The 22,896-nt window shown below is 62.0% G+C and carries 25 protein-coding genes; 5 read left to right on the forward strand and 20 right to left on the reverse strand.

Annotation, left to right across the window (positions count from 1 at the left end; translation table 11 throughout):
- The first annotated feature begins 47 nt into the window (after window positions 1-47).
- The 3 genes from KI610_RS14150 to KI610_RS14160 all read left to right on the forward strand — a co-directional run bounded on the left by KI610_RS14150 (window position 48) and on the right by KI610_RS14160 (window position 2,562).
- Window positions 48-860 carry an inositol monophosphatase family protein gene (locus KI610_RS14150; protein WP_226495607.1) on the forward strand — a complete coding sequence of 271 codons (813 nt, stop codon included), beginning with the start codon at window positions 48-50 and terminating at the stop codon, window positions 858-860.
- Window positions 861-1,308: 448 nt separating this feature from the next.
- Window positions 1,309-1,587: an HU family DNA-binding protein gene (locus tag KI610_RS14155; RefSeq protein ID WP_226399872.1), complete on the forward strand. Its 279-nt coding sequence runs from the start codon at window positions 1,309-1,311 to the stop codon at window positions 1,585-1,587.
- Between the two features lie 81 nt (window positions 1,588-1,668).
- A complete protein-coding gene (locus KI610_RS14160; protein ID WP_226495608.1) occupies window positions 1,669-2,562 on the forward strand; it encodes a ParB/RepB/Spo0J family partition protein in 894 nt (297 codons plus the stop codon).
- A gap of 71 nt (window positions 2,563-2,633) precedes the next feature.
- Here the strand turns inward: KI610_RS14160 and KI610_RS14165 are convergent, their stop codons facing one another.
- The 5 genes from KI610_RS14165 to KI610_RS14185 all read right to left on the reverse strand — a co-directional run bounded on the left by KI610_RS14165 (window position 2,634) and on the right by KI610_RS14185 (window position 7,581).
- Window positions 2,634-2,912 (reverse strand): hypothetical protein, encoded by a 279-nt coding sequence (locus tag KI610_RS14165; RefSeq protein ID WP_226495609.1) that lies wholly within the window; start codon window positions 2,910-2,912, stop codon window positions 2,634-2,636.
- Window positions 2,913-2,934: 22 nt separating this feature from the next.
- The gene (locus tag KI610_RS14170; protein ID WP_226495610.1) at window positions 2,935-3,573 is read right to left on the reverse strand and encodes a hypothetical protein; all 639 of its coding nucleotides are present in this window, start codon (window positions 3,571-3,573) and stop codon (window positions 2,935-2,937) included.
- Between the two features lie 162 nt (window positions 3,574-3,735).
- Window positions 3,736-5,487 (reverse strand): alkaline phosphatase D family protein, encoded by a 1,752-nt coding sequence (locus tag KI610_RS14175; protein WP_226495611.1) that lies wholly within the window; start codon window positions 5,485-5,487, stop codon window positions 3,736-3,738.
- Window positions 5,488-5,628: 141 nt separating this feature from the next.
- A complete protein-coding gene (locus KI610_RS14180) occupies window positions 5,629-5,910 on the reverse strand; it encodes a hypothetical protein (protein WP_226495612.1) in 282 nt (93 codons plus the stop codon).
- 162 nt (window positions 5,911-6,072) lie between these two features.
- Window positions 6,073-7,581, reverse strand: coding sequence for a 3-hydroxybutyrate oligomer hydrolase family protein (locus tag KI610_RS14185; RefSeq protein WP_226495613.1), 1,509 nt, complete (start codon window positions 7,579-7,581; stop codon window positions 6,073-6,075).
- 308 nt (window positions 7,582-7,889) lie between these two features.
- Between KI610_RS14185 and KI610_RS14190 the strand changes: the two genes are divergently transcribed.
- Entirely contained in the window at window positions 7,890-9,302 is a 1,413-nt protein-coding gene (locus KI610_RS14190; RefSeq protein ID WP_226495614.1) for an esterase-like activity of phytase family protein, read from the forward strand.
- 54 nt (window positions 9,303-9,356) lie between these two features.
- On the opposite strand, the gene KI610_RS14195 is transcribed toward KI610_RS14190, so the two are convergent.
- From KI610_RS14195 to gspG, 7 genes are read right to left on the reverse strand one after another with little or no spacing between them, the layout of a single operon-like run.
- Entirely contained in the window at window positions 9,357-9,905 is a 549-nt protein-coding gene (locus tag KI610_RS14195; protein ID WP_226495615.1) for a hypothetical protein, read from the reverse strand.
- Window positions 9,902-10,471 carry a hypothetical protein gene (locus KI610_RS14200; protein ID WP_226495616.1) on the reverse strand — a complete coding sequence of 190 codons (570 nt, stop codon included), beginning with the start codon at window positions 10,469-10,471 and terminating at the stop codon, window positions 9,902-9,904. Before KI610_RS14200 ends, KI610_RS14195 begins: the two co-directional genes overlap by 4 nt.
- The gene (locus KI610_RS14205) at window positions 10,453-10,980 is read right to left on the reverse strand and encodes a hypothetical protein (RefSeq protein ID WP_226495617.1); all 528 of its coding nucleotides are present in this window, start codon (window positions 10,978-10,980) and stop codon (window positions 10,453-10,455) included. The genes KI610_RS14200 and KI610_RS14205 overlap by 19 nt, the downstream gene beginning before the upstream one ends.
- On the reverse strand, window positions 10,973-11,740 hold the full coding sequence (locus tag KI610_RS14210) for a hypothetical protein (protein WP_226495618.1): 768 nt from the start codon (window positions 11,738-11,740) through the stop codon (window positions 10,973-10,975). The genes KI610_RS14205 and KI610_RS14210 overlap by 8 nt, the downstream gene beginning before the upstream one ends.
- On the reverse strand, window positions 11,721-13,430 hold the full coding sequence (locus KI610_RS14215; RefSeq protein ID WP_226495619.1) for a GspE/PulE family protein: 1,710 nt from the start codon (window positions 13,428-13,430) through the stop codon (window positions 11,721-11,723). Before KI610_RS14215 ends, KI610_RS14210 begins: the two co-directional genes overlap by 20 nt.
- Window positions 13,431-13,438: 8 nt before the next feature.
- Entirely contained in the window at window positions 13,439-14,623 is a 1,185-nt protein-coding gene (locus KI610_RS14220; RefSeq protein WP_226495620.1) for a type II secretion system F family protein, read from the reverse strand.
- Window positions 14,624-14,636: 13 nt separating this feature from the next.
- Complete coding sequence (gspG, locus tag KI610_RS14225; RefSeq protein WP_226498552.1) at window positions 14,637-15,080, reverse strand: type II secretion system major pseudopilin GspG; 444 nt, start codon at window positions 15,078-15,080, stop codon at window positions 14,637-14,639.
- A gap of 181 nt (window positions 15,081-15,261) precedes the next feature.
- On the opposite strand from gspG, the gene KI610_RS14230 reads away from it, so the two are divergent.
- Complete coding sequence (locus KI610_RS14230) at window positions 15,262-15,876, forward strand: lytic transglycosylase domain-containing protein (protein WP_226495621.1); 615 nt, start codon at window positions 15,262-15,264, stop codon at window positions 15,874-15,876.
- A gap of 70 nt (window positions 15,877-15,946) precedes the next feature.
- On the opposite strand, the gene phoB is transcribed toward KI610_RS14230, so the two are convergent.
- The 8 genes from phoB to KI610_RS14270 form a co-directional block, all read right to left on the reverse strand.
- A complete protein-coding gene (gene phoB, locus KI610_RS14235) occupies window positions 15,947-16,645 on the reverse strand; it encodes a phosphate regulon transcriptional regulator PhoB (RefSeq protein ID WP_226495622.1) in 699 nt (232 codons plus the stop codon).
- Window positions 16,646-16,732: 87 nt separating this feature from the next.
- Window positions 16,733-17,407, reverse strand: coding sequence for a CAAX prenyl protease-related protein (locus KI610_RS14240; protein WP_226495623.1), 675 nt, complete (start codon window positions 17,405-17,407; stop codon window positions 16,733-16,735).
- Between the two features lie 23 nt (window positions 17,408-17,430).
- A complete protein-coding gene (locus tag KI610_RS14245) occupies window positions 17,431-18,021 on the reverse strand; it encodes a hypothetical protein (protein WP_226495624.1) in 591 nt (196 codons plus the stop codon).
- Window positions 18,008-19,525 (reverse strand): putative porin, encoded by a 1,518-nt coding sequence (locus tag KI610_RS14250; protein WP_226495625.1) that lies wholly within the window; start codon window positions 19,523-19,525, stop codon window positions 18,008-18,010. Before KI610_RS14250 ends, KI610_RS14245 begins: the two co-directional genes overlap by 14 nt.
- A 144-nt stretch (window positions 19,526-19,669) precedes the next feature.
- A complete protein-coding gene (locus KI610_RS14255) occupies window positions 19,670-20,326 on the reverse strand; it encodes an energy transducer TonB family protein (protein ID WP_226495626.1) in 657 nt (218 codons plus the stop codon).
- 5 nt (window positions 20,327-20,331) lie between these two features.
- The gene (locus KI610_RS14260; RefSeq protein ID WP_226495627.1) at window positions 20,332-20,736 is read right to left on the reverse strand and encodes an ExbD/TolR family protein; all 405 of its coding nucleotides are present in this window, start codon (window positions 20,734-20,736) and stop codon (window positions 20,332-20,334) included.
- Window positions 20,737-20,739: 3 nt separating this feature from the next.
- Complete coding sequence (locus tag KI610_RS14265; protein ID WP_226495628.1) at window positions 20,740-21,144, reverse strand: ExbD/TolR family protein; 405 nt, start codon at window positions 21,142-21,144, stop codon at window positions 20,740-20,742.
- A 15-nt stretch (window positions 21,145-21,159) separates the two neighbouring features.
- Complete coding sequence (locus KI610_RS14270; protein ID WP_226495629.1) at window positions 21,160-22,893, reverse strand: MotA/TolQ/ExbB proton channel family protein; 1,734 nt, start codon at window positions 22,891-22,893, stop codon at window positions 21,160-21,162.
- Window positions 22,894-22,896 lie beyond the last annotated feature (3 nt).

The following is a 22,896-nucleotide window of genomic DNA, read 5'->3' on the forward strand; positions in this document are numbered from 1 at the left end:
CAAATATAGATTGGGCGGCTTCGGCCACCCGTCAGCTCTTTAAGCTCATGCATCCAACTCTGAATATCGCCATCAAGGCAGCGCGCCGTGCCGGCCAGATCATCAATCGCGCTTCCAACGACCTGGACCTGCTCAAGGTCACCACCAAGCAGCCCAATGATTTTGTCACCGAAGTCGACAAGGCCGCCGAAGCCGCGATCATCGAAGTCCTGATGGAAGCCTATCCCAGCTACGGCATTCTAGCAGAGGAGTCCGGCGAGACTGCCGGCAAGGGCAGCAACGAAGCAGAGTTCCAGTGGATCATCGATCCGCTTGATGGCACGACAAACTTCATTCACGGCATGCCGCAATATGCCGTCTCGATTGCTTTGGCCAAAGGTGGCGTGATCGAGCAGGCCGTTGTTTTCGACCCCAATCGCAACGAGCTGTTCACTGCCAGCAAAGGGGCAGGTGCCTTCCTCAACGAGCGCCGCATCCGCGTCTCCAAGCGCACAAAACTGCAGGACTCACTGCTTGGCACTGGTTTCCCGTACCGTATGTTCGAGCACATCGATACCTACATCGCAATCTTCAAGGAACTGGCCCAGAAGACAGCCGGTCAGCGTCGCCCGGGAGCGGCCTCGCTTGACTTGGCCTACGTTGCCTGCGGCCGTTACGACGGTTTTTGGGAATTCGGACTTTCGCCGTGGGATATGGCAGCGGGAGCCCTTCTGATTTCGGAAGCTGGCGGCCTTGTCAGCGACCTGCGCGGCGACGCGAACTATCTCGAAACCGGCAATCTGATCGCCGGCACACCCAAAGTTTTCGCTCCGCTGCTCAAGCTTGTGCAGGACAAACTGCCTGACTCGATCCGCGGCTGAGCAAGTCGCGCAAGGAAGCCTTCGCGTTTACTACGCCGTCGCCAACCTGCAGCCACGCGAGCGTCATCAGCATGCTGCAGGGAATCTACTGCAACTGAGCGTACAGCCCGTTAATTGGGCAAACGATATAAACCGTTTTTACTTCAGTACCTTAGCGCATCAACTCCGCACCTGCCCCCAAGCTTATCCACAGAAAATGGGGATAAGCACGGGCATCTCCCGCTACCGGATATCGCGGACACACCGCGCGTCGCATAAACCGGCAGGGCGTACTCGTAGCAGGCAGCCCTCCCGTCGCTGACATTGCCCACAGCAAATTTTCCCTGTGGTTCTGACAGCCAGCCAAAGTTAGTCTTGCTTCGAACACGAAAAGCCCTAAAATTGCGCCCCTTCCGGCGCACTGGTGTTGCGTTCCCATTGCCCCCTCTGACCAAACCAAGGAATGAACATGAACAAATCCGAACTGATCGACACCATCGCTGAAGAAGCCGGCCTGACCAAGGCTGACGCAGCCAAAGCCCTTGACGCGGTGACCGGTGCCATTGTCAATGCCGTGGCCAATGGTGACTCCGTTTCCCTTATCGGTTTCGGTACCTTCAAGGCATCGGCCCGTGCCGCCCGTGAAGGCAAAAATCCCAAGACCGGCGAAAAGCTGTCGATCGCTGCGACCACCGTACCGAAGTTCTCCGCGGGCACCAACTTCAAGGCGGCCGTCGCCCAGAAGTAATCACCATGTTTCGGGAAAAGCCCCAGAGTTCGATTGCTGGGGCTTTTTGCTTTTTATCCCTGTATTTCAAAGAAATTGGCCATGGCGTTCAAAGACAGTTCATCCGATTTTCAAATCGTCGATATCGCATTGATCGAAGCCGATCCACAGCACGCCCGACAGAATATCGATGAAGGCAATCTCAAGGGGCTGGCCAATTCAATTCAGAAAATGGGGGTAATCCACCCGCTGCTGGTCAGGCCGGCCAATGCGAATGGCCGCTATACGGTCATCGTCGGTGAGCGGCGCCGCCAGGCTGCGCTCTTGGCTGGCGAGAAGACGGTGCCCGTTATCGTTCGCGCCTGCGCGCCCAATGAAACACTTGAAGTTCAGGTTTTTGAAAACATCGGCCTTGGCGTACGTTCTGCGCTGGAGCCGCGCGACATGGCCAACGCAATCCAGGCCATCGCGGGGCGTTTCGAGTCGCCGGAAGAGGCGGCTCAACATTTTGGTCGCGCCCCAACTTGGCTGGCCCAGGCAACAGCCGCCGCCAATTTGTCCGGGAAGGTCAGCGCCCTCCTCGACGCCGGCAAGATTTCCAGCACGGGCGCTGCCGTTCAGCTCGAAAAGCTATCCAAAAAAGACGAGGCCAAGGCAGAAGTCTTGATCGGCCAGATAGAGCAATTACCTGAGGGTGAAAAGGTCTCGAAGAAAATAGTCGATACCGCCCTTTCAGAAGTTTCCGCTGGCCGGAAGAAGAAGGAAGGCGTTGCATCCGACCCCAGCTCTCAGCCAGTTGTGTCGTCGGCAGCATCGGCCACCGCTATCCCGCCCAGAGAAGACAGTCCCGTAGCAGATCGAATCTCGTCCGCACGGCGTCGCGTGAGTCAGGACAAGGTAAGACTTGTAGCGGAACTACTCGGTTTGGATGATGGCGATGAAGAGGAAGTGCTCATTCGACTGATTGATGAATTCCTCGCGCAGAAGAGCGCCTGATCGAGCACACGCAGACCGACAAGCTTCACTAGACCAGAGTCCTATGCCGGCTACCGAGATCAGGAGAGCGCTCAATCGTCGAGTAAAAACGACTTGCCAGCCTCAGCCGCCTCACTGCCCGGGGATTCCGGCTCCTTCGACGCTTCCACGACTTGCTGCCTGGCGCCTGCAGGCAGCACCGACAAGGCTCCGCCCGCCTTTCCCTGCACCCTAGCCAGACCCGCTTGCGCTACCGGGCCACGGGGCAAGTTCGAAAATATCTCGACCCCGTCCGGCCCGGTGGTGACATAGATCTCGGCATCGGCGCCATGAACTGCAGGCAGGAACATCGCGGCTGCGGCAAAAAGCATGGCGCACCGCCAGCACCGCGGTTTAATGCGTATGGCTGTGACCATCCTGCTGCATGACGCGGGCGACAAAGGGATCACTCTCCATGTCGCCGAAATCTGCGGCATCGATCTGCCCGTAATCGGCAATTCGCTCTTCGGTGGCGCGCGGCCAAGCGGCGGGCGCCTTGCTGTGCAGTTCTTTCAGGGCAAGGGTCATGCGCTGGCCGGTTCGGGTCATTTGCAGGCTGGCCGGGAGTTGAGCCTGCTCCAGCCACCACAGTTCGATGCTCTGGCCGCCAAGTTTGCCGGTGTAGCGCACGGCCTTCTGGCCGAACAATGTCTTGCTGGCGCCGCGCTTGAGTTCTTGCAGCAGTTGCGGCGAAATGACCGAGGCGAGTTTTGACCAGTCCGGCTCGGCGTGGCGGGTCTTGATTTCGCCAGCCGTGTAATCGACCACGCGCTGGTCGTTATGGAAAACGCGGCGGTAATTGTATTCGTTGCCTCTGACGCGGTGCCAGATGTCGTTCTGGGCGACGGCGGCATTGGCTGTTTCGATGCTGTCGGCTTCACGCCAGAGGTACCAGTCGGTTTGCGTCTGGTTGACCTTGAGGTCGAAGCGGGCAGCGGAATCGGATGTCTGCTGATCCCAGGAATAGGTCTTGGAAAGCGCTCTGGAGATCACCGTACGTCAAATATTATTCGACGTTATCGATGAGCTCCGTTAGCTGGGGTTGAGGTGAGCATCGAACAGGGCATGCATCATGGCGCACGCCCGTACGTCCGAGTCTAGTGCGCAATTACTTCCCGGGGATGTCACGCATGGATCAATGTCATCGGGCAGAAATCAAACCGGCAGCAGCCGGCGATTCGCTGCACCGGGCAGCGTGCGCAGTGATTTGCCGGCCAGCATGGTGTATTCCTCTGCCTTGACAGTGCTGACATAGCGCCAGTCGCAACGGCACTCACCCGGCGTGGCGGTGACCACCATGTAGCCGCGGTCGCCGGTGTTGGCGTACTTGAGTGGCCCGATGATGGCTTCCAGCCCGGCCGCCACGGCGAGCGGGTTTTCGCTCGGGAAATATTCCTCGAGACCCGGCGAGGAGACGGATGCGACGGCATACTCGACGCCGACTGCGTTGCCCTGGTAGTCCTGCAGATCGCTCGCCCAGGCGTTGTGGGTATCGCCGGCCAGCACGACGAGGTTCTTGTTCAGCCCCCTGGCCATGGCCAGCACGGTTTCGCGGGCCATGGCGTAACCGTCCCAGGCATCGAGGTTGTAGGGAATGGCCGGCTGGGCGAGGATGAACTGCTCCTGCGGCGTCAGCGTGGCGGGTGCCGTCTGCGCCTTGTAGACCAGCGCCGAGTAGGCGGAGAAGCTGATCTGGCCGAGAACCAGCGGCGCCGGGATGTTCATGCGGCCCATCAGCACCTGCTGGCCGAGCATCTGCCAGGTGGCGCCGGAAGCGGCGAGTTGATCCTGCAGCCAGAGCAGTTGTTCGGCGCCGAGCAACTGGCGGTCGGTATCGGCCAGGTCGGCGGCGAAGCGCTGGACGTCGAAGCTGCCGTCGCTGCCGAAGTAATTGGCGTATTCCATTTGCTGGTCGCGGGCGATGACGCGGGTGTCGAGCATGTGCAGCGCCAGCAGGTTGCCAAAAGCGAAGCTGCGGTTGATCTGCTGCGGCCGACGCGGGTCCGGAGTGCGAATCGGCAGCCATTCGTGGAAAGCCTGCAACGCGGCGGCACGGCGGACGGTGAATTCGCCTTCGGTCGCCGAATCATGGTTTTCGGCACCGTCCTTCCAGGTGTCGTTGGCGATCTCGTGGTCGTCCCAGACGTTGATGAAGGGCATCGCGGCATGCACGGCCTGCAGGTCGGCATCGGTGTGGTACTGGGCGTAACGCTGGCGGTAGTCGTCCAGCGTCAGCAGTTCGCCGGCCGGCAGCACTTCGCGGCCGAGCGCGGCAGCATCGGTCGAAGCGTAGCCATCGCGGCCGTATTCGTAGATGTAGTCGCCGAGATGGACGGCGGCATGGATGCCTTCGAGCTTCGCTGCTTCACGGTAGGCATGGAAATAACCGGCCGGGAAGTTGGAGCAGGTGAACACGGCGAGCTTGACCTGGGCAACGCTGCCCACCGGCAGGGTGCGCGTCCGACCGGCCGGCGACACCGTATGGCCGACGGCGAAGCGATAGTGATAGACGGTGTCCGGCTTCAGGCCGCTGACATCGACCTTGACGGTGTGATCCTTGCGGCCATCGGTGAGCGCGATACCGGCGCGGACGACGCGACGGAATGCCGCGTCGAGGGCCATTTCCCACTTGACCGGAACGATGCCGCCGCGCTCGCTGGTAACGCGCGTCCAGAGAATGACCTTGCGGGCGAGCGGGTCGCCGCTGGCGACGCCGTGCTCGAAACTGATCTTGTGGCGATGCGGAAAGTGGGCCAGCGCGCGCTGCTCATCGGAGAACAGGTCGTCGGCATCGAAACCATGAGCCATGGCACGCAATGGCAGCAGGCTGCCAGCCGAGGCGGCGACGCCGCCCATGGCGAAATTACGGAGGAAACGACGACGTTGGGTCGGAGTGCGAGTGGTCATGGGCGCCAGCTTGGAAGAGATGAAGGTAGCTCAGCCTAGCGCCGAAGAATTACAGCAGCATTGCGCAAAAATGTCAGGGTAATGCGCGAGGAGCGCCGCCGGGTTTCGCGGGCATCGCCGCGTGGCGGGGCAAGCAGCGACTTACTGCGAGAAGTCGGCGGACTGCTTGAGGATGAAGGCGTGACCGACGGACAGGCTGGAGTCGAACAGGTTGTCGTCGGCAAAAGCGTCGAGGTCATCATCCAGGCCGTCCGCAGTATCGAATCGACGGTCCAGCCCGAGCGCCTGAATCTCGGCTGACAGCTCGTGGTCGGAGAGCTTTTTGAAGCCACGAAAACCGTTCTCGAGCACCCCCTGCAGATGCAGGTAGCGCGCCTGATCATCGCGGTATTCAAGGCGGTCAAGCACCAGCAATCGGATCATTTCATCTCGTGTCATCGGGTTCCCCTTCACTCAAGCAGCTGAAATATAGTGCTTCCCCGTTACCCCTCGGTGAAATAAATATGACGATAGATTGCAAAACGGCCCAATCTTCCAATGGAAGAATGGGCCGTTGAGCTTGCCGCCAGGAAAGGCGGCGTCGGATCAGGGTGCCAGCAGTTCGGCGCAGTGACCGGGCTGGGTCGGCGCGTCGGCGATGGCGGCGCCGCGGGCGATGCACTGGTCGGGCGGCAACGCCTTGCCGTGCTCGACGTGGCTGACCAGCAGATCGAAAGCGCGCTGGGCGTGCGGCTGGATGAACTCAAGTTGCGGCAGGGTCAGCTTGTAGGTCTCGATGTGGTTGCCGTTTTGCACTTCGTAGAGCCGGTAGGCCGGGTTGCGATCGTGGTGGTGATGGCGGCGACGATGGTCGTCGTCATCGATCCGCTCGCCACCGTTCTCAGCCACCTTGCGGGCGTAGGCGCGGGCATGGTGATCGATCGGCAGCAGCGCGTCCATGGTGCCGGCGACGGTGATCAGCGGACGCTGGATGCGGCCGGTGGTGGCGAAATCGGCAACGTTGTCGTCAGCATTGGAGACCGGCAGACGCGCGAAGTAGTTGTAGTTCTCCGGTCCGCTGCCGTAGGTGTCGTAGCTCGGATCGAGGCGCTTCTGCCACTGACACAGCGTCACTTCCCAGAACGAGGCGGAATTCATCGACCACAGCGAGGTGACGCCAGTGCCCAGATCGGGCGGATAGCCGGCGCCGCGAATGTTTTTTGCGGCAGTGCTGGTCGAACTCATGCCGCCGGCGACGTAATCGGGGAAGTTGAGGACGGCCGCCGGCAGATCGGTCAGCAGGTTCGGGGCGTTTTCGTCGACGAAGGTACCTTCCCAGTCCACGCCGCCGTCGAACCATTCGGGCGCCGACTCGACGGCCCGCCGCACCTGGTAGGCGCCGTTCGAGGTGCCGACCGCGTAGGTGTAGCGCGGCGCCTTGCCGTAGTTGGCCGCCGCGCCTTTGTGAGCGAGTTTGGAAGCGAGCACCATGTAGTCGCGCCAGCGGGTGAATTCCTGGCCCGGGCCGTTGTCGTAAAACTGGACCCACAGCGGCGAAGTCGGGTTGAGGCGGCAGGCCAGCGGGTCGCTGGCGTCGCTGAACTTCAGGTTGAGCACGCCCTTGTTCTGCGAGGCGTAGGCGTAACCTTTCTGGACGACGTAATCGCTCCAGGCGAAGTCGCCGTTGAACTCGCTGCGGGTGCCGGAGGCACCGGCGACAACAAGGCGACCGTTCCATTTCGCCGGCAGCCGCAACAGGAAGCGGGCCTGGCCGGTCGGGTCGCTGGCGATCCGCGCGTTGAGCTGGACGCCGGGAACTACGGCGGTGATCGGCGGGCGGTTGGCCGCATCGGGCGCAATCGTCGCGCGGTCGGTCTGCGGGGTGAAGGCGAACGGCGGCAAGCCGGGCAGCGAGTTGTTGGCCGGGGTTGTCGCCGGGTTGGCCGTGGTCAGGTCGGCGCTGTCGACGCAGCTGACATCGGCCAACTGGCTGCCGAAAGCCTGGATCAGACTGGCGCACCGGTCAGCCTGGGCAGCACCGGCGCCAAGCAGCATGATCAGTGCGCTGAGGCAGCGAACGGCTGGCAACGACGGCGTAATATTTGGTCTTTTCATGTTTTGTCTCCTTTTGATTTTGGGGGAAATTTCCGGTTGACCGTGGCAGTCATCCGCATGACATCCTAATACACCCGCAAGCCGCCAACCAATGAAAAATGGGTATGGAAAACCCTTATAAGCCTGGCCAAAAAATGACCAGCTCATTCACCATGACGGCTTTTGTCATATGCCAGAAACAAAACAGACATAGAGTCAGGCGCGTGGGAATGCCGGCGCAAAAATGAGGCAAGGCGCCACCATCTGGTAGCGCCCATTCAATTTCCGGCGATCCAACTTTCGACAACACCCAACCTCACGAAGAGATCATGAAACTCAAACCAACAATCGCATTACTGAGCATTTTGTTCGCCGGCGCCGCCCAGGCCGCCCCAACTTTCGTCAACGGCCTGACGCTGGATGGCGGCATGCTCGACCTGTCCGGCGGCACGACGGTCAACAACGGCCGCGTCGGCTATTTCTCCGACATTTACTACGACACCAACCGCAACGAATGGTGGGGCCTGTCCGACCGCGGTCCGGGCGGCGGCACACTGAGCTACGACACCCGCGTCCAGCGCTTCTCGCTTGACGTCGATTACAACACCGGCGCCATCTCGAACTTCCAGATCAAGCAAACCATCGTTTTCAACAATGCCGGCAGCTCGCTCAACGGCATCGCCCCGAGCCCGACCAGCACGCTTGGCCTGTCGATGGACCCGGAAGGTTTCGTCGTCAATCCGAAGACCGGCAACTTCCTGGTTTCCGACGAGTACGGCCCGTCGGTGCGTGAATTCGACCGTAACGGCAATCTGCTGCGCACCTTCGCCACGCCGGCCAATCTGCTGCCGCGCAATACGGTCAGCGGCATTCCCAACTACGCCAGCGATGCCGGCAACACGGCCGGCAAGCGGACCAATCGCGGCTTCGAAGGCCTGGCCATCACCCCGGACGGCAAGTACGCCTACGCCATGCTGCAAAGCGCCATGCTCGATGAAGGCGGCGGTGACGGCAAGGTGAACCGCATCGTCAAGTTCGACATTGAGACCGGCAACGCCGTCGGCCAGTACGCTTACCAGATGAAGCAAGCCAAGCCTGGACAAGGAATTTCTTCGCTGGTCGCCATCAATGACCACGAGTTCTATGTACTCGAACGCAACAACCGCGGTATCGGCGTCGGCGCCGCCCTGGCGACGGCCGACAAGGAGGTTTACAAGATCGACCTGACCGGTGCGACCGATGTCAGCAACATTGATCTCGACTCTGGCGCGGCATATACAAAAGTCATCAAGTCTGGCCAGATTCTCGATCTCGACGCCGACACCCTGTCCGCCCTCGGCAACAAATCGCCGGAAAAATGGGAAGGTCTGGCTATCGGACCGAAGCTGGCCGACGGCAGCTTCCTGATGCTGGCGGGTACCGACAACGATTACAGCGTCACGCAGAATGGCTCAGGCACCCAGTTCGACGTCTATTTCCGCTTCAGCGATGCTGATCCGTATGCCACTTCGATTCAGTGCCCGCTCGGCCAGACCACTGGCTGCATCAGCACCGCCGATGCAACTGGCGCCACGCTTAACAGCGACTACAAGCTGCTACCCGGTGTCCTGCACGCGTACAAGGTCAGCGCCACCGACCTCGCCGGCTACACGGCGCCGGTGCCGGAACCGGAATCATGGGCCATGCTGATGGCCGGTCTTGGCTTGATCGGCTTTACCGCCCGTCGTCGCCAGGCGAAGTAAGCTTCTGAGCCGTCCCGCACAGCAGTGCGGGACGCTTTGCAGCACGGCTCCGACTTACTTGTCGGAGCCGATGCCCAGCACCTGCTTTTCATTCAAGGGCTGGTAGAGAAAAGTCATCTGGCCACCGGAAATCTCTTCAACGCTGTACGTGCCATTGATCACGTCGCCGACCTTGGCGATGATGTGTTTGCCCTGATGGTTGAGGAAGACCCGCGTTTCGCCCGCCTCGTTGAGCTTGCCGAGATACTGGAAAGGCAGCGGCGGGGCCGTCGGCTTGGGCGGTTTGGGTGGCGGCGGCGCAACGTACCAACTCTTGTTGCGGAAGGGGTCGATGGGCTTGGCCTCCTCCTCCGTCTTGCCCTCGTCGCCCGCCGCGACCGGCGCCGGCTCGGGGAAACTGAGCGGGGCGGCAGCCAGTTCGGTCGTCCGCTCCTTCGCCCCGGCCCGCCGATTTTCGGCTGACGACGAAGCGGCCGATTTGCTGGCGACATTGCCCTTGCGCTTGCTCTTTTCCGGCACCGGTTCGTCGTCAATCATGTAGCCGGCGACGAGGGTGGCCGAGAGCAGGCCACCGAGAATGATCCAGCGTTGTTTCGGCGTCATGCCGCCTTCCTCCGGCCGAAGAGGATGAAGCGCAATTGCGCCTCAACGTCGGCGCTACCGATGTTTTCACGGCGCAGGCTGATGTCCTCGACAGCCAGGTCGGGGTACTGCTGGCGCACCGCCACCACGTAGCGGCGTATGGTCTGGTAGCTGCCCTTGACCGGCAGATTCAGCACGTAGCGGTCGAAAAGGCCATCCTTGCCCGGCACCAGGCGATAGTCGCCAGTCGGAATTTGCAGGCCTTCCTTGCTTGCCAGCTCAAGCAGTCCACCAAGTTCGGCGTTGAGCTGATCCTCGCTCGGGAAACGGTCGAGCAAACGCTGCCGCGTATCTTCCGGCGTCACGCGCTCGGTCTGGCTTTCCATCGTGGCGCGACGGGCGCTGCGTTCGAGGCTGGCCAGACGACGCTCGCCTTCCTCGATGGCGGCTTCGCGGCCGGGCAACACGACAATATGGGTCAGCGCGGCGGCAACAACCAGCAAAAAGGCGATCAGCGGCAGCACCGGCAGATTGGCCACGGCAAAGCGCAGGCGAGCGAGCAGGAGGTTCAGGAACCGGTCAGCCATGTTGCGGCAATCTCGAAGAGGATGGGTTGTTGCGGGTCGCTTTGTTTGATCTGATGCGAGAGCAGCACAGCCTTGTCCAGCGGTTCGCGGCGGAGGGCTTCGACAAAGGCCAGCGCCGCCGCCATGTTGCGCGCCTCGCCGGAAATCTGCACCGCCTTGCCGGCCGCGCTGGGGCGGATGGCGAGCAAGGCGACGTCCTCACCGGTTGCCGCGTCTATGCTGCGGAAAAGCTTTTCCCAGTCTATGCGGATGAGGGCTATGGTCTGACGCAGGGTCTTGCCCTCCTCGGCCGAAAAGACGTTTTCCGGGCGGCTGTCGCGGCGGCCGGCATCGACCCGGTCGGCCCGGCGCTTGGCCTGGGCCAGCCGGGCTTCGACTTCTTCCTGCTGGCTGAGCAGCGTCCGGTCTTCGAGCCAGGCGTCGGCACAAAGCAGCACGCCGGCGAGGAGCAGAACGACCGTCAGCAGGCCGGGACGGCGCGGCTGAAAATCCAGGCCAAGATCACGCATGGACGCCTCCGGCAACCGGTGCGACCAGCGTCGTTTCCCAGCCGCCAGCGAGCTTCGGGGCAGCGACGGCAGATGTTGAAATCAGCACTTTTTTCCCGTTGACCGTAGCAGACTCGGCGGCCAGCAGCCCGCCCAGCTCACCTGCCAGAATAGCCGGCTCCGTCGTGCTGGCGCGGTGATTGCGCAGGCTGGCAAGCTCGCCGTCGCGAACGCCGGCCAGGGTCAGCCAGCCGAGGTCGAGGCAGGCCAGCCAGCCGTCGTTCAACTGCGTCTGCTGCGCCGCCAACTCGGCGATCAGGCGCGGCTGCACGCTGTTCAGGCGCAGGCGCCGGGCCTTGGCGGCGGCGCGCAGACCGGCCAGCAACTGGCGGTCGATACCGGCGGCAATGCCGTTCTTGCCGAAGGCCGGACGGTCGAGGGCGATGTCCAGCACCGCGGCCCGTTCGCCCAAGGCGTTGCGGAACAGGGCGCGGGCCATGTGCAGTCTGGCCGCCTTGCCGGTCAACATCTCGCTCCACGGCAGCAAGGCGTAGCGGACCAGATGGTCGGCGACGACGATGCGCAGGCCAGCGCCCTGGCCGGCAGTCTTGAGCAAGATGTCGGCGGCGGCCAGCACCGGCTGCCAATCGGCTTCGCCCGGCGTCGGCGGCGCCACCTCGGCCGTTTGGCTGGACGGCGCACCGCGCCACGGCTGCCGTTCGAGAACGACGCGCTGCGGGTGGATGAAAAGGGTCAGGCGGTCAAGCCACGAAAGTGACACGGTTGGCTTCTTCCAGGCTGGTTATCCCGTCGCGGACGAGGTCGAGGGCGCTTTCGCGCAGCGAGCGGGTGCCGTTGCGGCGGGCCGCTTCCTTGAGTTGGCGGATCGGGGCGCGGCTGATGATCAGTTCGCGGATTTCGTCGTTGAGGACGAGCAGTTCGGCAATGGCCTTGCGACCGCGATAGCCGGTGCCACGGCAGGTACCGCAGCCGACCGCGCGGCGGAACTTCCAGTCGGCACCGGCCACCGCGCCGATATCGGCGTCGGTCAGTTCTTCGCCGGTTGGTGTCGTCGGCTGCGCGCAGGCCGGGCACAGGGTGCGGATCAGGCGTTGGGCGACAACACCGTTGAGCGCCGAGACGAGGTTGTACGGATCAACTTCCATGTGCAGGAAGCGGCCGATGACGTCGAAAACGTTGTTGGCGTGCACCGTGGTGAACACCAGGTGACCGGTCAGCGCCGCCTGGACGGCGATCTGCGCCGTTTCCGAGTCGCGGATTTCGCCGACCATGATCTTGTCCGGGTCGTGACGCAGGATGGAGCGCAGGCCGCGGGCGAAAGTCAGGCCTTTTTTCTCGTTGACCGGAATCTGCAGGACGCCGGAAAGCTGGTACTCGACCGGGTCTTCAATCGTGATGATCTTGTCTTTGCCGTCATTGATTTCGGTCAGTGCGGCGTAGAGCGTCGTCGTCTTGCCGGAACCGGTCGGGCCGGTCACCAGCACCATGCCGTAGGGCTCGCTGGACAGCCGGCGGATGCGCGCCATGATGTCGGCGTCGAAGCCCATGGCGTCGAGACGCAGGCCCTGCAGGTGATCGGTGAGCGCCTGCTTGTCGAGCACGCGCAACACGGCGTCTTCACCCCAGATGCTCGGCATTATCGAAACGCGGATATCGATCTCGCGGTCCTGCCAGCTGACCTTGAAACGGCCGTCCTGCGGTACGCGGCGTTCGGAGATGTCGAGTTCGGAGAGTACCTTGACGCGGGAAATCATCTGTTCGGCGGTATCGGTTCCGTCGATCGACCCGGCGTAATTGAGCACGCCGTCGATGCGGTACTTGATGGCCAGGCCGCGATTGTTGGCCTCGACGTGGATATCGCTGGCCCCGGCTTTCAGGCCATCATGCAGGGTCGACCGCAGAAGGCGGACGACGGCGCTGCCGTCTTCGGAAATGCGTTGCAGCGAGAGGTCTTCGGCCACCGAACCGATGGCGATCTGGCCGCCCTCGCCGCTCAGGCTGCCGTCGAGCGCCCGGACCCGGGTTTCTTCGCGGGCCAGGAAAGCGGTTAAAACCGATGGCGGCGCCAGGCGCCAGTGCAGCGGCTTGCCGAGCGGCACCAAGCCCTCCAGCCAGTCGCGCACGGTGACGTCGAAGGGGTTGGGCGTGGCGATCAGGTAGGCATCGCCGGCTTCGAGGACCAGCGCCTGACGCCGGATGAATTCGGCAAACGGCGCCAGCGACAGGGCCAGCGAGTGTTCGGAAAGTTCGGCGAGGCTGATGGCATTGAGGCCGAAGGCCAGGGCCGTCAATTCGCCGGCCGCCTCTTCGCTCTGGGCAAAATCGGCTTGCAGGGCAGCCATCACCGCCGGCAGCCCGCGACCGGCCGCCGCCAGCTGGCATGCCTCGCCGAGCAGGACATCGTGTTCCTGGCGTTCCATCGACAAGTGGGCCTCCCTTGGAAAATTCATTGCCTATCCTACTGAAAATTACCGGCCAGTTCGAAGATCGGCATGTACAGGAGCAACACGATGCCACCGATGACGCCGCCGATCACCGCCATGAGCAAGGGTTCGAAGAGTCGGGTGAACATGTCGACGAGGCGGTTGATTTCCTCGTCGTAGAAGGTGGCGACGGCTTCCATCATGTCGCCGAGCTGGCCGCTGCGTTCGCCGACAGCAATCATGCGCAGCGCCACCGGCGTGGTCAGGCCGCCCCGTTCGGCCGCCTGCGAAAACGGCCGCCCCTGTTCGATGTCGGCCACCGCCTGTAGCAAGCCGGGGCGCAGCGCCACGGGCAGGATGTCGGAAACCATGCCGAGCGTCGTTTTGAGGGGAATACCGGCGCGCAGCAACATGCCGGTGGTCCGGTAAAAACGGGCCAAAAAAATCAACCGGATGCGCTCGCCGAGGGCCGGTACGCTCCAGGCGGCGCGGGCAACGGCAGCACGCACGGGTGGCAGCGAAAAGAGGCCGACCAGACCGGCAATGCCCAGCGCCACACCGATAGCCAGCCCGGCAGCGTGATTGTTGATGAAGCCGCCCCAGGCGAAAAGCAGGCTGGACAGCCCTTCCGGATCGCGCCCGCTATCGGCAAAAACCAGGGCAAAGCGCGGCACGACGTAGCCGAGCAGGAAGAGCGTGACAATCGCCCCGACCGACATCAGCAAGACCGGATAGATGGCGGCGCTGACGATTTTCTTCTTGAGGTCGGCCAGTTTTTCGTGGAAGACGATGTAGCGCTGCAGCGCTTCGGGCATGTCGCCGGTGCGCTCGCTGGCCCGAACCGTCGCCACGTATAGATCGGGAAAAGCCTCGGGATGGTGCTGCATGGCCGTCGACAGCGACTGCCCTTCCCGCAGGTGACCGAGCAGACGGCTCAGCACCTCGGAGGTCGCCGAACCCTGGTCCTGCTCGGACAGCGTCTCGAGGCCTTCGACAACGGTCAGGCCGGCCTTGAGCAGCGAGAGCATCTGCCGGGTGAACAGCGGCAGCGGGAACTTGCCGCCGCGCGCCCGCCCGCTGCGCTGGCCAATCGGCCGCGACGAGACGATGACGCCGCCCTGCAAGGCTGGCGCCGCGGCAAGCTGTTCAGGTGATTCGGCCGCTACCGTCAGTCGGCAAACACCCCGACCGGGAAAGACGGCCATCACGTCGTAATCCATTGTTAGCCGCGACTCACCAGTTGGTGATATCGGCGTTTTCGTCCTCGCCGCCGGCCTTGCCATCCTTGCCGAAGGAGAAGAGATCGAAGTCGCCGTGTTCTCCGGGCTGGGCGTACTGGTAGGCGGCGCCCCACGGGTCAGCCGGCACCTCCTTCTTGAGGTAGGGGCCCTGCCAGCGGCTCTCGCCAGCCGGACGCTTGGTCAGCGCGGCCAGTCCCTGCTCGGTATTGGGGTAGCGACCGACATCGAGACGATACTGGTCGAGGGCCTTTTCGAGGCCGTCGATCTGGGCGCGCGTCGCCTTGATTTCCGATTTGCCGATCTGCGAAAAATACTTCGGCCCGACATAACCGGCGAGCAAGCCGATGATGACCATGACGACAAGCAGTTCAAGCAGGGTAAATCCGCGCTGACGCAGCCGTGAAACGACAGCGGGTGCGAAAAGGCGGCCAAGGATTCGGGAAATTAGTTTATGCAACACGGGTTCGCCAAGGGAGATTAAGTATCCGGACAATAATACTATGCAAGTTGCGTTACATGACCATGACGCAGCGCCCGCCGAAACCGGTCATCGGCTGGTCAAGCCCCGGTAACACAGGCCGGTTAAGCTGGGCGGACAACTGGATTATGATTCGACCATGCGCTTCAACTCAGCCCTCTTCTGCCTTGCCCTTACCTCGCTTGCTCCGCTGCAGGCGCAGGCGGTCGGCGGCATTTTCGGCTTTGTCGACGAGGACGGTGTCGAGCACCTCAGCAACATTCCGGACGACAAGCGCTACCGGCTGGTCCTGGCCGACCGTTTCGAACCGGCCCGCACCGCCTTGCGCGCACCGCGCGGCGTGCTCGCCCTGCCCTACGGCCAGCGGCCGTTTCACGATTCGGTCATGCGCGCCAGCAGCGAGTCTGGCGTCGACGCCAAGCTGCTGCATGCGGTGATCACCGTCGAGTCGGGCTACAACCAGGGCGCCGTTTCACCGAAGGGGGCGACCGGCCTGATGCAGTTGTTGCCCGGTACCGCCAAACGCTACGGCACCGTGAACCTGCTCGATCCCGGTGAAAACATCCGCGCCGGTGCCCGCTATCTGCGCGACCTGCTCGCCATGTTCGATAACAATCTGGAACTGGCGCTAGCCGCCTACAACGCCGGCGAAAACGCTGTCATCCGCCATGGTCGCCGCTTGCCGCCTTATGCCGAAACCCGGCGCTACGTGCCGCTGGTCGTCGCGCATTACCGTCGGATGCAGGGAAGCTGAGCGGCTTTCCTGAGCAATTCCACGGTCAACCGGAATTTCGGGCCAAAATCAAAAAGTCAGAACAGGTGGTTCAGTTGCCATCCGGCGTGATCGAGAAGCGATAGCCCATGCCGCGCACGGTCTGCACCATGCCGTCGAGCGCGTGGTTTTCGAGAACGCTGCGCAGGCGACGAATATGCACATCGACCGTCCGCTCCTCGATGTGCGAACGTCCGCCCCAGACATAATCAAGCAACTGGCCACGGCTATGGACGCGCTCGGCGTGGGTCATCAGGAAATGCAGCAAGCGGAACTCGGTCGGCCCCAGACCGATCGGCTCCTCGCCGGCCAACGCCTTGCGCGAATTGGGCACCAGACGCAAACCGCCAATTTCGACCGAGCCTTCAAGCATTTTCGGATCGCGCCGACGGATCACCGCCTTGACGCGAGCGACCAGTTCGCGCGGTGAAAAAGGCTTGGTCACGTAGTCATCAGCGCCGATTTCCAGGGCCGAAATCTTGTCGACCTCTTCGCTGCGGGCGGTCAGCATGATCACGGGAATTTCACGCCAGCGCGAATCGGCGCGGACATGGCGGATCAGCTGAAAACCGGACATGCCGGGCAGCATCCAGTCCACCAGCAACACATCGGGCGCGTTCGACGACAGAACCTGCCAGGCGGCCTCGGCACTATCGACGGAATGCACCTCAAAACCAGCGTATTTGAGGTTAATCGTGATCAACTCGTTGACGTACGGCTCGTCTTCAACGACAAGAACTCTTGCAGACATCTCTCGCCCATTTGCTTGCATTTACAGCCGGTCAGGATATTCCACCAACATTACCGGATGATGATATTTAGATTTCCGCCACGCTTCTTACCAGAAATACCAGGCACCAGTCGCCAGCACCCAAATCCCCAGGCCGGCGTTGGTCACGGCATGTGCCGCGATGGCCACCCACAGATTGCCGCTGCGCACATAGAGCCAGCCATAGACCAGGCCAGCCAGCATGCCGGCCGCCCACTGGCTGTGTTCAAGACCGAAAACAAGGCTGGACAAGAGCACGGCGCGCAGGCCGATGCGGGCCGGGTCGATCGCCGAAAAATCGGCTTCTTCCAGCCAGCGCATGACCAGCGAGCGCCAGAACAACTCTTCCATGAGCGGCACCACCAGCGCCGAACCGGCCAGTCGCATCAAGGCCAGCGACCAGTCAATGCTGCCATCGGCCACGTGCGGATTGAATCCGGAGCCCGATTGGCCGAGCACGAAAATCCCGGAATCCAGCGACAACCAGATGGCCAGGACAATCAGGCCAGCCACCATGGCCAGTCCGAATTCCCGAATGGACGGACGACGCGCCGCAGTCAGTTCCGTGAAGCTCGGCCAAAAAACGTAGAGCAGACTAGCCACTACGGCCGAACGAATACCGTAAAACCAGCGCGGGTCGATTACCCCGGCCAACTGCGCCGCCAACCACGGCTCGACCGCCATCAGGCCGATAAAAACCGCGAACGGCAAGGCGCGGGCCACGGCTGGGCCCGAAAAAGACAAGCCCCGCGCCAGAACGCCAACGCTCATGAGCCGACGCGCTGGCTATCCAGCTTCTCGCGCATGTCCTCGACCGCGTTCTCGATCTCGACCCGCTTCAGCCCGGTGAACGGCTCGCGCTGCAAGCTGCTGTCGAGACAGCTTTTCTTTTCATAGAGATCGAGCACCTGGTTACTCACCTTGCGCAATTCCTGGCCGCGCTCGGTGCATACCTGCAGTTGCTGCTTCTCCGCCGCCAGGGCGGCTTGCAAGCGCTTGCCTTCGGCCTCTGCGGCACGTTGCGCCTCCTGGGTCTTGCGCAGCTCGGCCTCGGTTTCGGCCAACTTGGCGGCTGTGGCATCGCGGGCCGCACGCAGGGCAGCAGCATCACGACTCAGCGCCGCAGCCCGACGGGACTCGCCATCTACCTTCTTGCGAACCTCACCCAACTCGCTTTCCGCCGCTGCCTTCTGCTCGGCCAACAGGTTCTTCTCCTGCTCCAGCTGGCGCTGCATCTGTTGCAAGCGACGGACTTCACCCTTGTTCGGGTCGGCTTTTTTTTCGGCAGCCAGGGCCGGTGTTGCGGCCAACGCTGCCGCCAGCAACAGGGCCGAGAGCTTTGTTTTAGAAGCGCACATTGACGTCAGCCTGAAGAAGATCGACCCCGAAACGATAGTTCGTGCCAGGAGCGAAGGACTCAATCGATTCAGCCGACATCCAGCGCAAGCTCAACCAAGCGTTCTGATCCATCGCGTAGTTCATGCCCAGCTGGTAGCCCTTGAGATTGGTACCGCCGAGACCGAAATCGGAGTCGGTAAAGGCGTCGACCGTCGCATCGGACCCCAGATAGCGGTAAGCAAAACTACTCTGCCAGTCATGGCGCTTTTCAAGCTTTGGCATGCCGACGGCAAGCTTGAAGAGGTAGCCGTAGTCCTTGCCATCAGTCAGCACAACACCCGTCCGACGCTGGATTTCGCTGCGATCGAAAGCGGTATTTTTGACGTAATCGGCTGTCAGCACGACATGGACCGGGTCGAAATGTGCCAGATCGAGCGAGGCAGTCAGGTTGACCGGACGGAACTTGGAGGCCAGTCCCCACAAGGCAGATGAAGCACTATCAGCCGATGCGTTGGTACGGAAAAGCGTATTGCCTTTCTGGCGCAATCCGGTGCCGTATTCATACTGCCCATATGCTTGGTAGCTCAGATCGTAGTAGTTGGCGTCAGACTCTTTTTGCCCCGCAAAATTATCGTAGTCATACAACGCAGCACCAAAATTCAGACGGGTATTCGAGGCCAACTGCCACTTTGCTCCAGCCTGGACTCCCCTCAGCCAGCGACTGGTTTTTGTCGGCGGGCCATCCTCGCGGAGCGGGAAGGCACCAGCAGTTAGGAATGGTTTGAAATCCCCGTTGGCGAAACTCGGCTTGATGGTCGCTGCAAAGCCTTCAAAGTTGAGGTCTTCATCCCAAACCAGATCCGTGGAAAGCCATGGGTTGGGTATGCGGCCACCGCTGACCGTCAGCCATTCGGCCGGATCGTACTTAATGAAAGCCCGGTCAAGCGTCAATTGGTACTTGTTGAAATCCTGACCCATCGTCTGATTGGTCGACACCCGATCAGTCGTATTTCCCGTAGCCAAGCGGACGCCCGCGCTCCAATCATCGGAAACCTTGGCAAGCATACCCAAGCGCGCCCGCAAACGGAAACGGTCGCGGTCTTCAGCCGTATTTGAAGCCAAAGAAAGGAACCCCGCAGCCCGATTTGGCAGGGTATCTGCAACAGAAGCCAAATACTGCGCCTGTGTCGCATTCGCTATGTCATAAAACTCAGGCTGATAGCGCACCCGGATGTCACCCTCCCACTTGATCCGATCCAGCCACGACGGGACTGCATTCGGTTCGGCCCAGCGCTCTGCCTTGGCCTGGGCCAGCACCTCCTGGCGCAACTGGTCACGGATCTCGTTCTTGACCGTCTCGGGCACATACTGAACGCGCACCGGCGCTGCCGACTTGGACTTTTCGCGGGTTACCGTTTTCGCTGCCTTGGACTGGGCAGCCTTGACCATCGCATCGGCCTTTTCGCGGCTGAAAATACCCTGTTCGACCAGCGCATCGATCAAATTGAGCGTCGTTTCGCGCAAGGTTTCAAGCGACTCGCGGTCGTCGGCCAGCGCCGGCTGAGCGGCCGCCAGCAAGCCGACGAAGACGCCGACCATGGCTTTGTGCAAAGGTTTTTGAGTGAATTTCATGGATTTCTCTCTGGGTTTCTTCAATTCAATTCGTGACTAAGGCGCACCGCGGGCAGTAATGCGTATCCGGATCGGTTGCGGCATGTTTTCAGGCGGCGCTTCGCGCATGGCGGCGACTTGCAGCAAGGCTTCGCGCAGCAGTTCATCCAGCCCGCTATTACCGGTGCTTTGAGCCAGATCGGCCTTCTCGACGGAGCCGTCGCGGCGCAGCCAGACGCGCACGGTGACGCGATAGTCGGATTCCTTCAGCTTGCGATTGCGGCTCAGCTGTTCCTGCAAATGGCGCTGCAGGCGGCCGGCGTACATGCCCTGCATGCCGGCGCCACCAATCGCCCCGCCGGCGTATTCGCGGCCGACCGTGCCGGAGCCGAAAGCGCTGTCGCCATCCCCCGCCGCACCTTCCATCTTGAGCGGCTCGTTCTGCGCCGGCTGCGGCGCTTCCTTGGGCGGCTCGATCTTGACGTCCTTGTTTTCCTTGGGCGGCTCGGGTTTCTTTTCTTCCTTGGGCGGCGGCGGGGGCGGTGGCGGTTTATCCGGCAGCAGGGTGACGACCGGCGGCTTGCGCGGCTTGCCGGACTTGCCGCCCATCAGGCTCATGATGCCCCAGGTGACAATGGCGATGATCGCGGCGCCAAGCACGGCGATCACGACAATACTCACCCAGCGCCGCGACGGCTTGATCTTTGTTTCCATAGCCGTCAGTTACCAATTCTCGCCGTGACGAGTCCCACGGCGCCGATGCCCATGGCACCGGTGAGATCGAGCACTTCGACGACGCGCGCGTAGTTGACCGCCGGATCGCCCTTGAGCACGACCGAGGCCTTCGGGTCGCGGGCCATGGTCGACTTTAGCTGGACCTCCAGTTCGCGAACCGTAACGCCGACACCGTTGAGGTGCAGCGATCCGTCTGGCTTGATCTGGATGATCTTGATCTCGTGTTTCTCGGTGCTTGGTTTGTTCGATGGCTTGGGCAGGTTGATCGACATGCCCGACACCGAGGCGGTGGTCATCAGGATGAAGATGACCAGCAGCACATAGGCGAGGTCGAGCATCGGCGTGACGTTGATGCTGTCGTAGGGTTTGGTTTCTGCTTGAACGTGCATGGCCTACCTCTGCGCCCGCGTCGTCGCCAGGCCAAGGTCGGTGATGCCGTTGCGTTTGAGCAACTCCATGACCTCCATGACCTTGGCGTACTGGGCCTGTCCATCGCCCTTGATGACAATCGACAGCGCCGGATTGGCCGCCAGATACTGGGCCAGACGCAGGTCAAGCTGCTCCATGGTCACCGGGTAGGCGTCGATGAAGACGTCCCCGTTGCGCGCCACCGTCACCGCCTTGGTGCCCGGCTTGGCCAGGCTGGAGCTGGCCACCGTTTTCGGCAACTCGACCTTGACGCCCTGCACCGAGGCCGTCGTCATGATGATGAAGATGACCAGCAGCACATAGGCGAGGTCGAGCATCGGCGTGACATTGATCTCGTCGTAGGGCTGGTTGTCTTCCTGAACGTGCATCGTGCTCGTTCCCGCTTAGACGGCGTACTGCTCGGCGGACTTGGTCAGGAACTCGTCGGCGAACACCTGGGTGTCGGCCGAGACGTTCTTGATCTTGATGGCCAGCCAGTTGTAGCCGAACAGGGCGGGAATCGCCACGGCCAGACCGGCGACGGTGGCGACCAGCGCAGCGGCGATACCCGGCGCAATCGAGTTCACATTGACGTCACCAGCTGCAGCAATCGCCGCGAAAGTGATCATGACGCCGACTACGGTACCGAGCAGGCCGAGGAAGGGACCGCCGGAAATGGCGATGGTGAGCAGCACGATCTGGCTGTTCAGGCGCTGGTTCTCGCGGACCAGCCCGGCATCCATGGCGGCACGGATCGAATTGAGGGCAGCATCGGAGAGCTTGTTTTGGACACCGCTCTTGGTCTGGGTGTCGAAGCGGTGATGCATTTCCTGGATGCCGATCTTGTACAGACGGAAGATCGTTGAATGGCGCATCGCCTCGTCTTCGCTCAGCGCCTTGGTATCCATCGAGTCCGGTTGCAACAGCTTGCGCGGGTTGTCACGGAAGCGGTTGAGGAAGGCATCGTTGGCCTTTTCCGCCTTGCCCAGGAACAGGGTCTTGCCAACCATGACTGCACAGCTGATGACGGCCATGACGGCGAGAATGCCGATGACAATCCAGCCGTCCACCGTCAACGCGCCGAGCAGGATGCCGACGTAGGAAGCAGCTTCACCTGCCTCCTCTTCCTCGGCGCCGTACATCAGGCTGTCCGGCTGCTGGCTGCCATGCAGGGCCTTGATGTAATCAGCCGAACGCGAGGTCGCGGCCAGGGTCACTTCGTCGAGTTCGCCACGGAATCCGGCACCGATCTGGATGTCGCCAGCCGTGTCGTCGAGCGCAATATCGGCCGTGCCAGCCTCGGCACCTTCCATGTAGAAGGTCAGTTTGCCGCCAATCAGCGTCATCGCCACGTGCTGCCAGGTATCGGCCAGCACCGTCGCCTTCGAGGCGAATTCCTTGCCATTGACCACGGCCACCAGCTTGCCGCCCTTGAGCGCCAGGGCCAGACTCTTGCCGCCTTCACTTTGCTGGAACAACGTACCGGAAGCGTTGGCCACCGGCTTGATCCACGCCGTGAAGGTCAGGCCATTGGCGGTCACCAGCTTAAGCGAGGGAGACGCAGGAACCGTCAGCGTCGTGCTGCCGTCCAGGCTGGCCGCGTCGCCGAGCGGGCCGGCGACAGGTTTGATTGTCAAATTTTGCGGATTATTCCGGTTGACCGAGGAATCCTGTACCGGACCGTTGTCGGAGAAATGCAGCACCAGATTCTGGGCCGCATCGTAGCTGCCCTTGGCATCGCTGGCTGCAACCGCTTTTTCATTACCCCAGAGCAGCGTGACCGCGTCCGTTTTGGCCAGCGGCGCCAGCTTGGGCTGTTGCACCCAGATCACCGCCAGCTCGTTGGTCGAATCATATTTTTCGATGTGGAAACGCAGCGGCGTCTTGCCGTCGGCAGCCGTCACGCGCAGATCGCTGCCGTCCGGCTTGGCTTCGGCAAAGGCAAAATTGCCGGTGTGCAGGCGCAAGGCCAGCGGCAACTGGGCTGCGCCCAGCTTCAGCTCGACGCCTTCGGCCGTCGTGTCGATCAGCGTCTTCTGCTTGTGCTGCCAGTCGTCCGGATTAAAACCATCCGCCGCTTGCGCGTTCAGGGCAACAAAGCTCGCCGCCGCCATCATCCAGTGTGCAAGGTTTCTCATCGT

Source organism: Ferribacterium limneticum, from assembly GCF_020510565.1.
Classification (GTDB): domain Bacteria; phylum Pseudomonadota; class Gammaproteobacteria; order Burkholderiales; family Rhodocyclaceae; genus Azonexus; species Azonexus limneticus_B.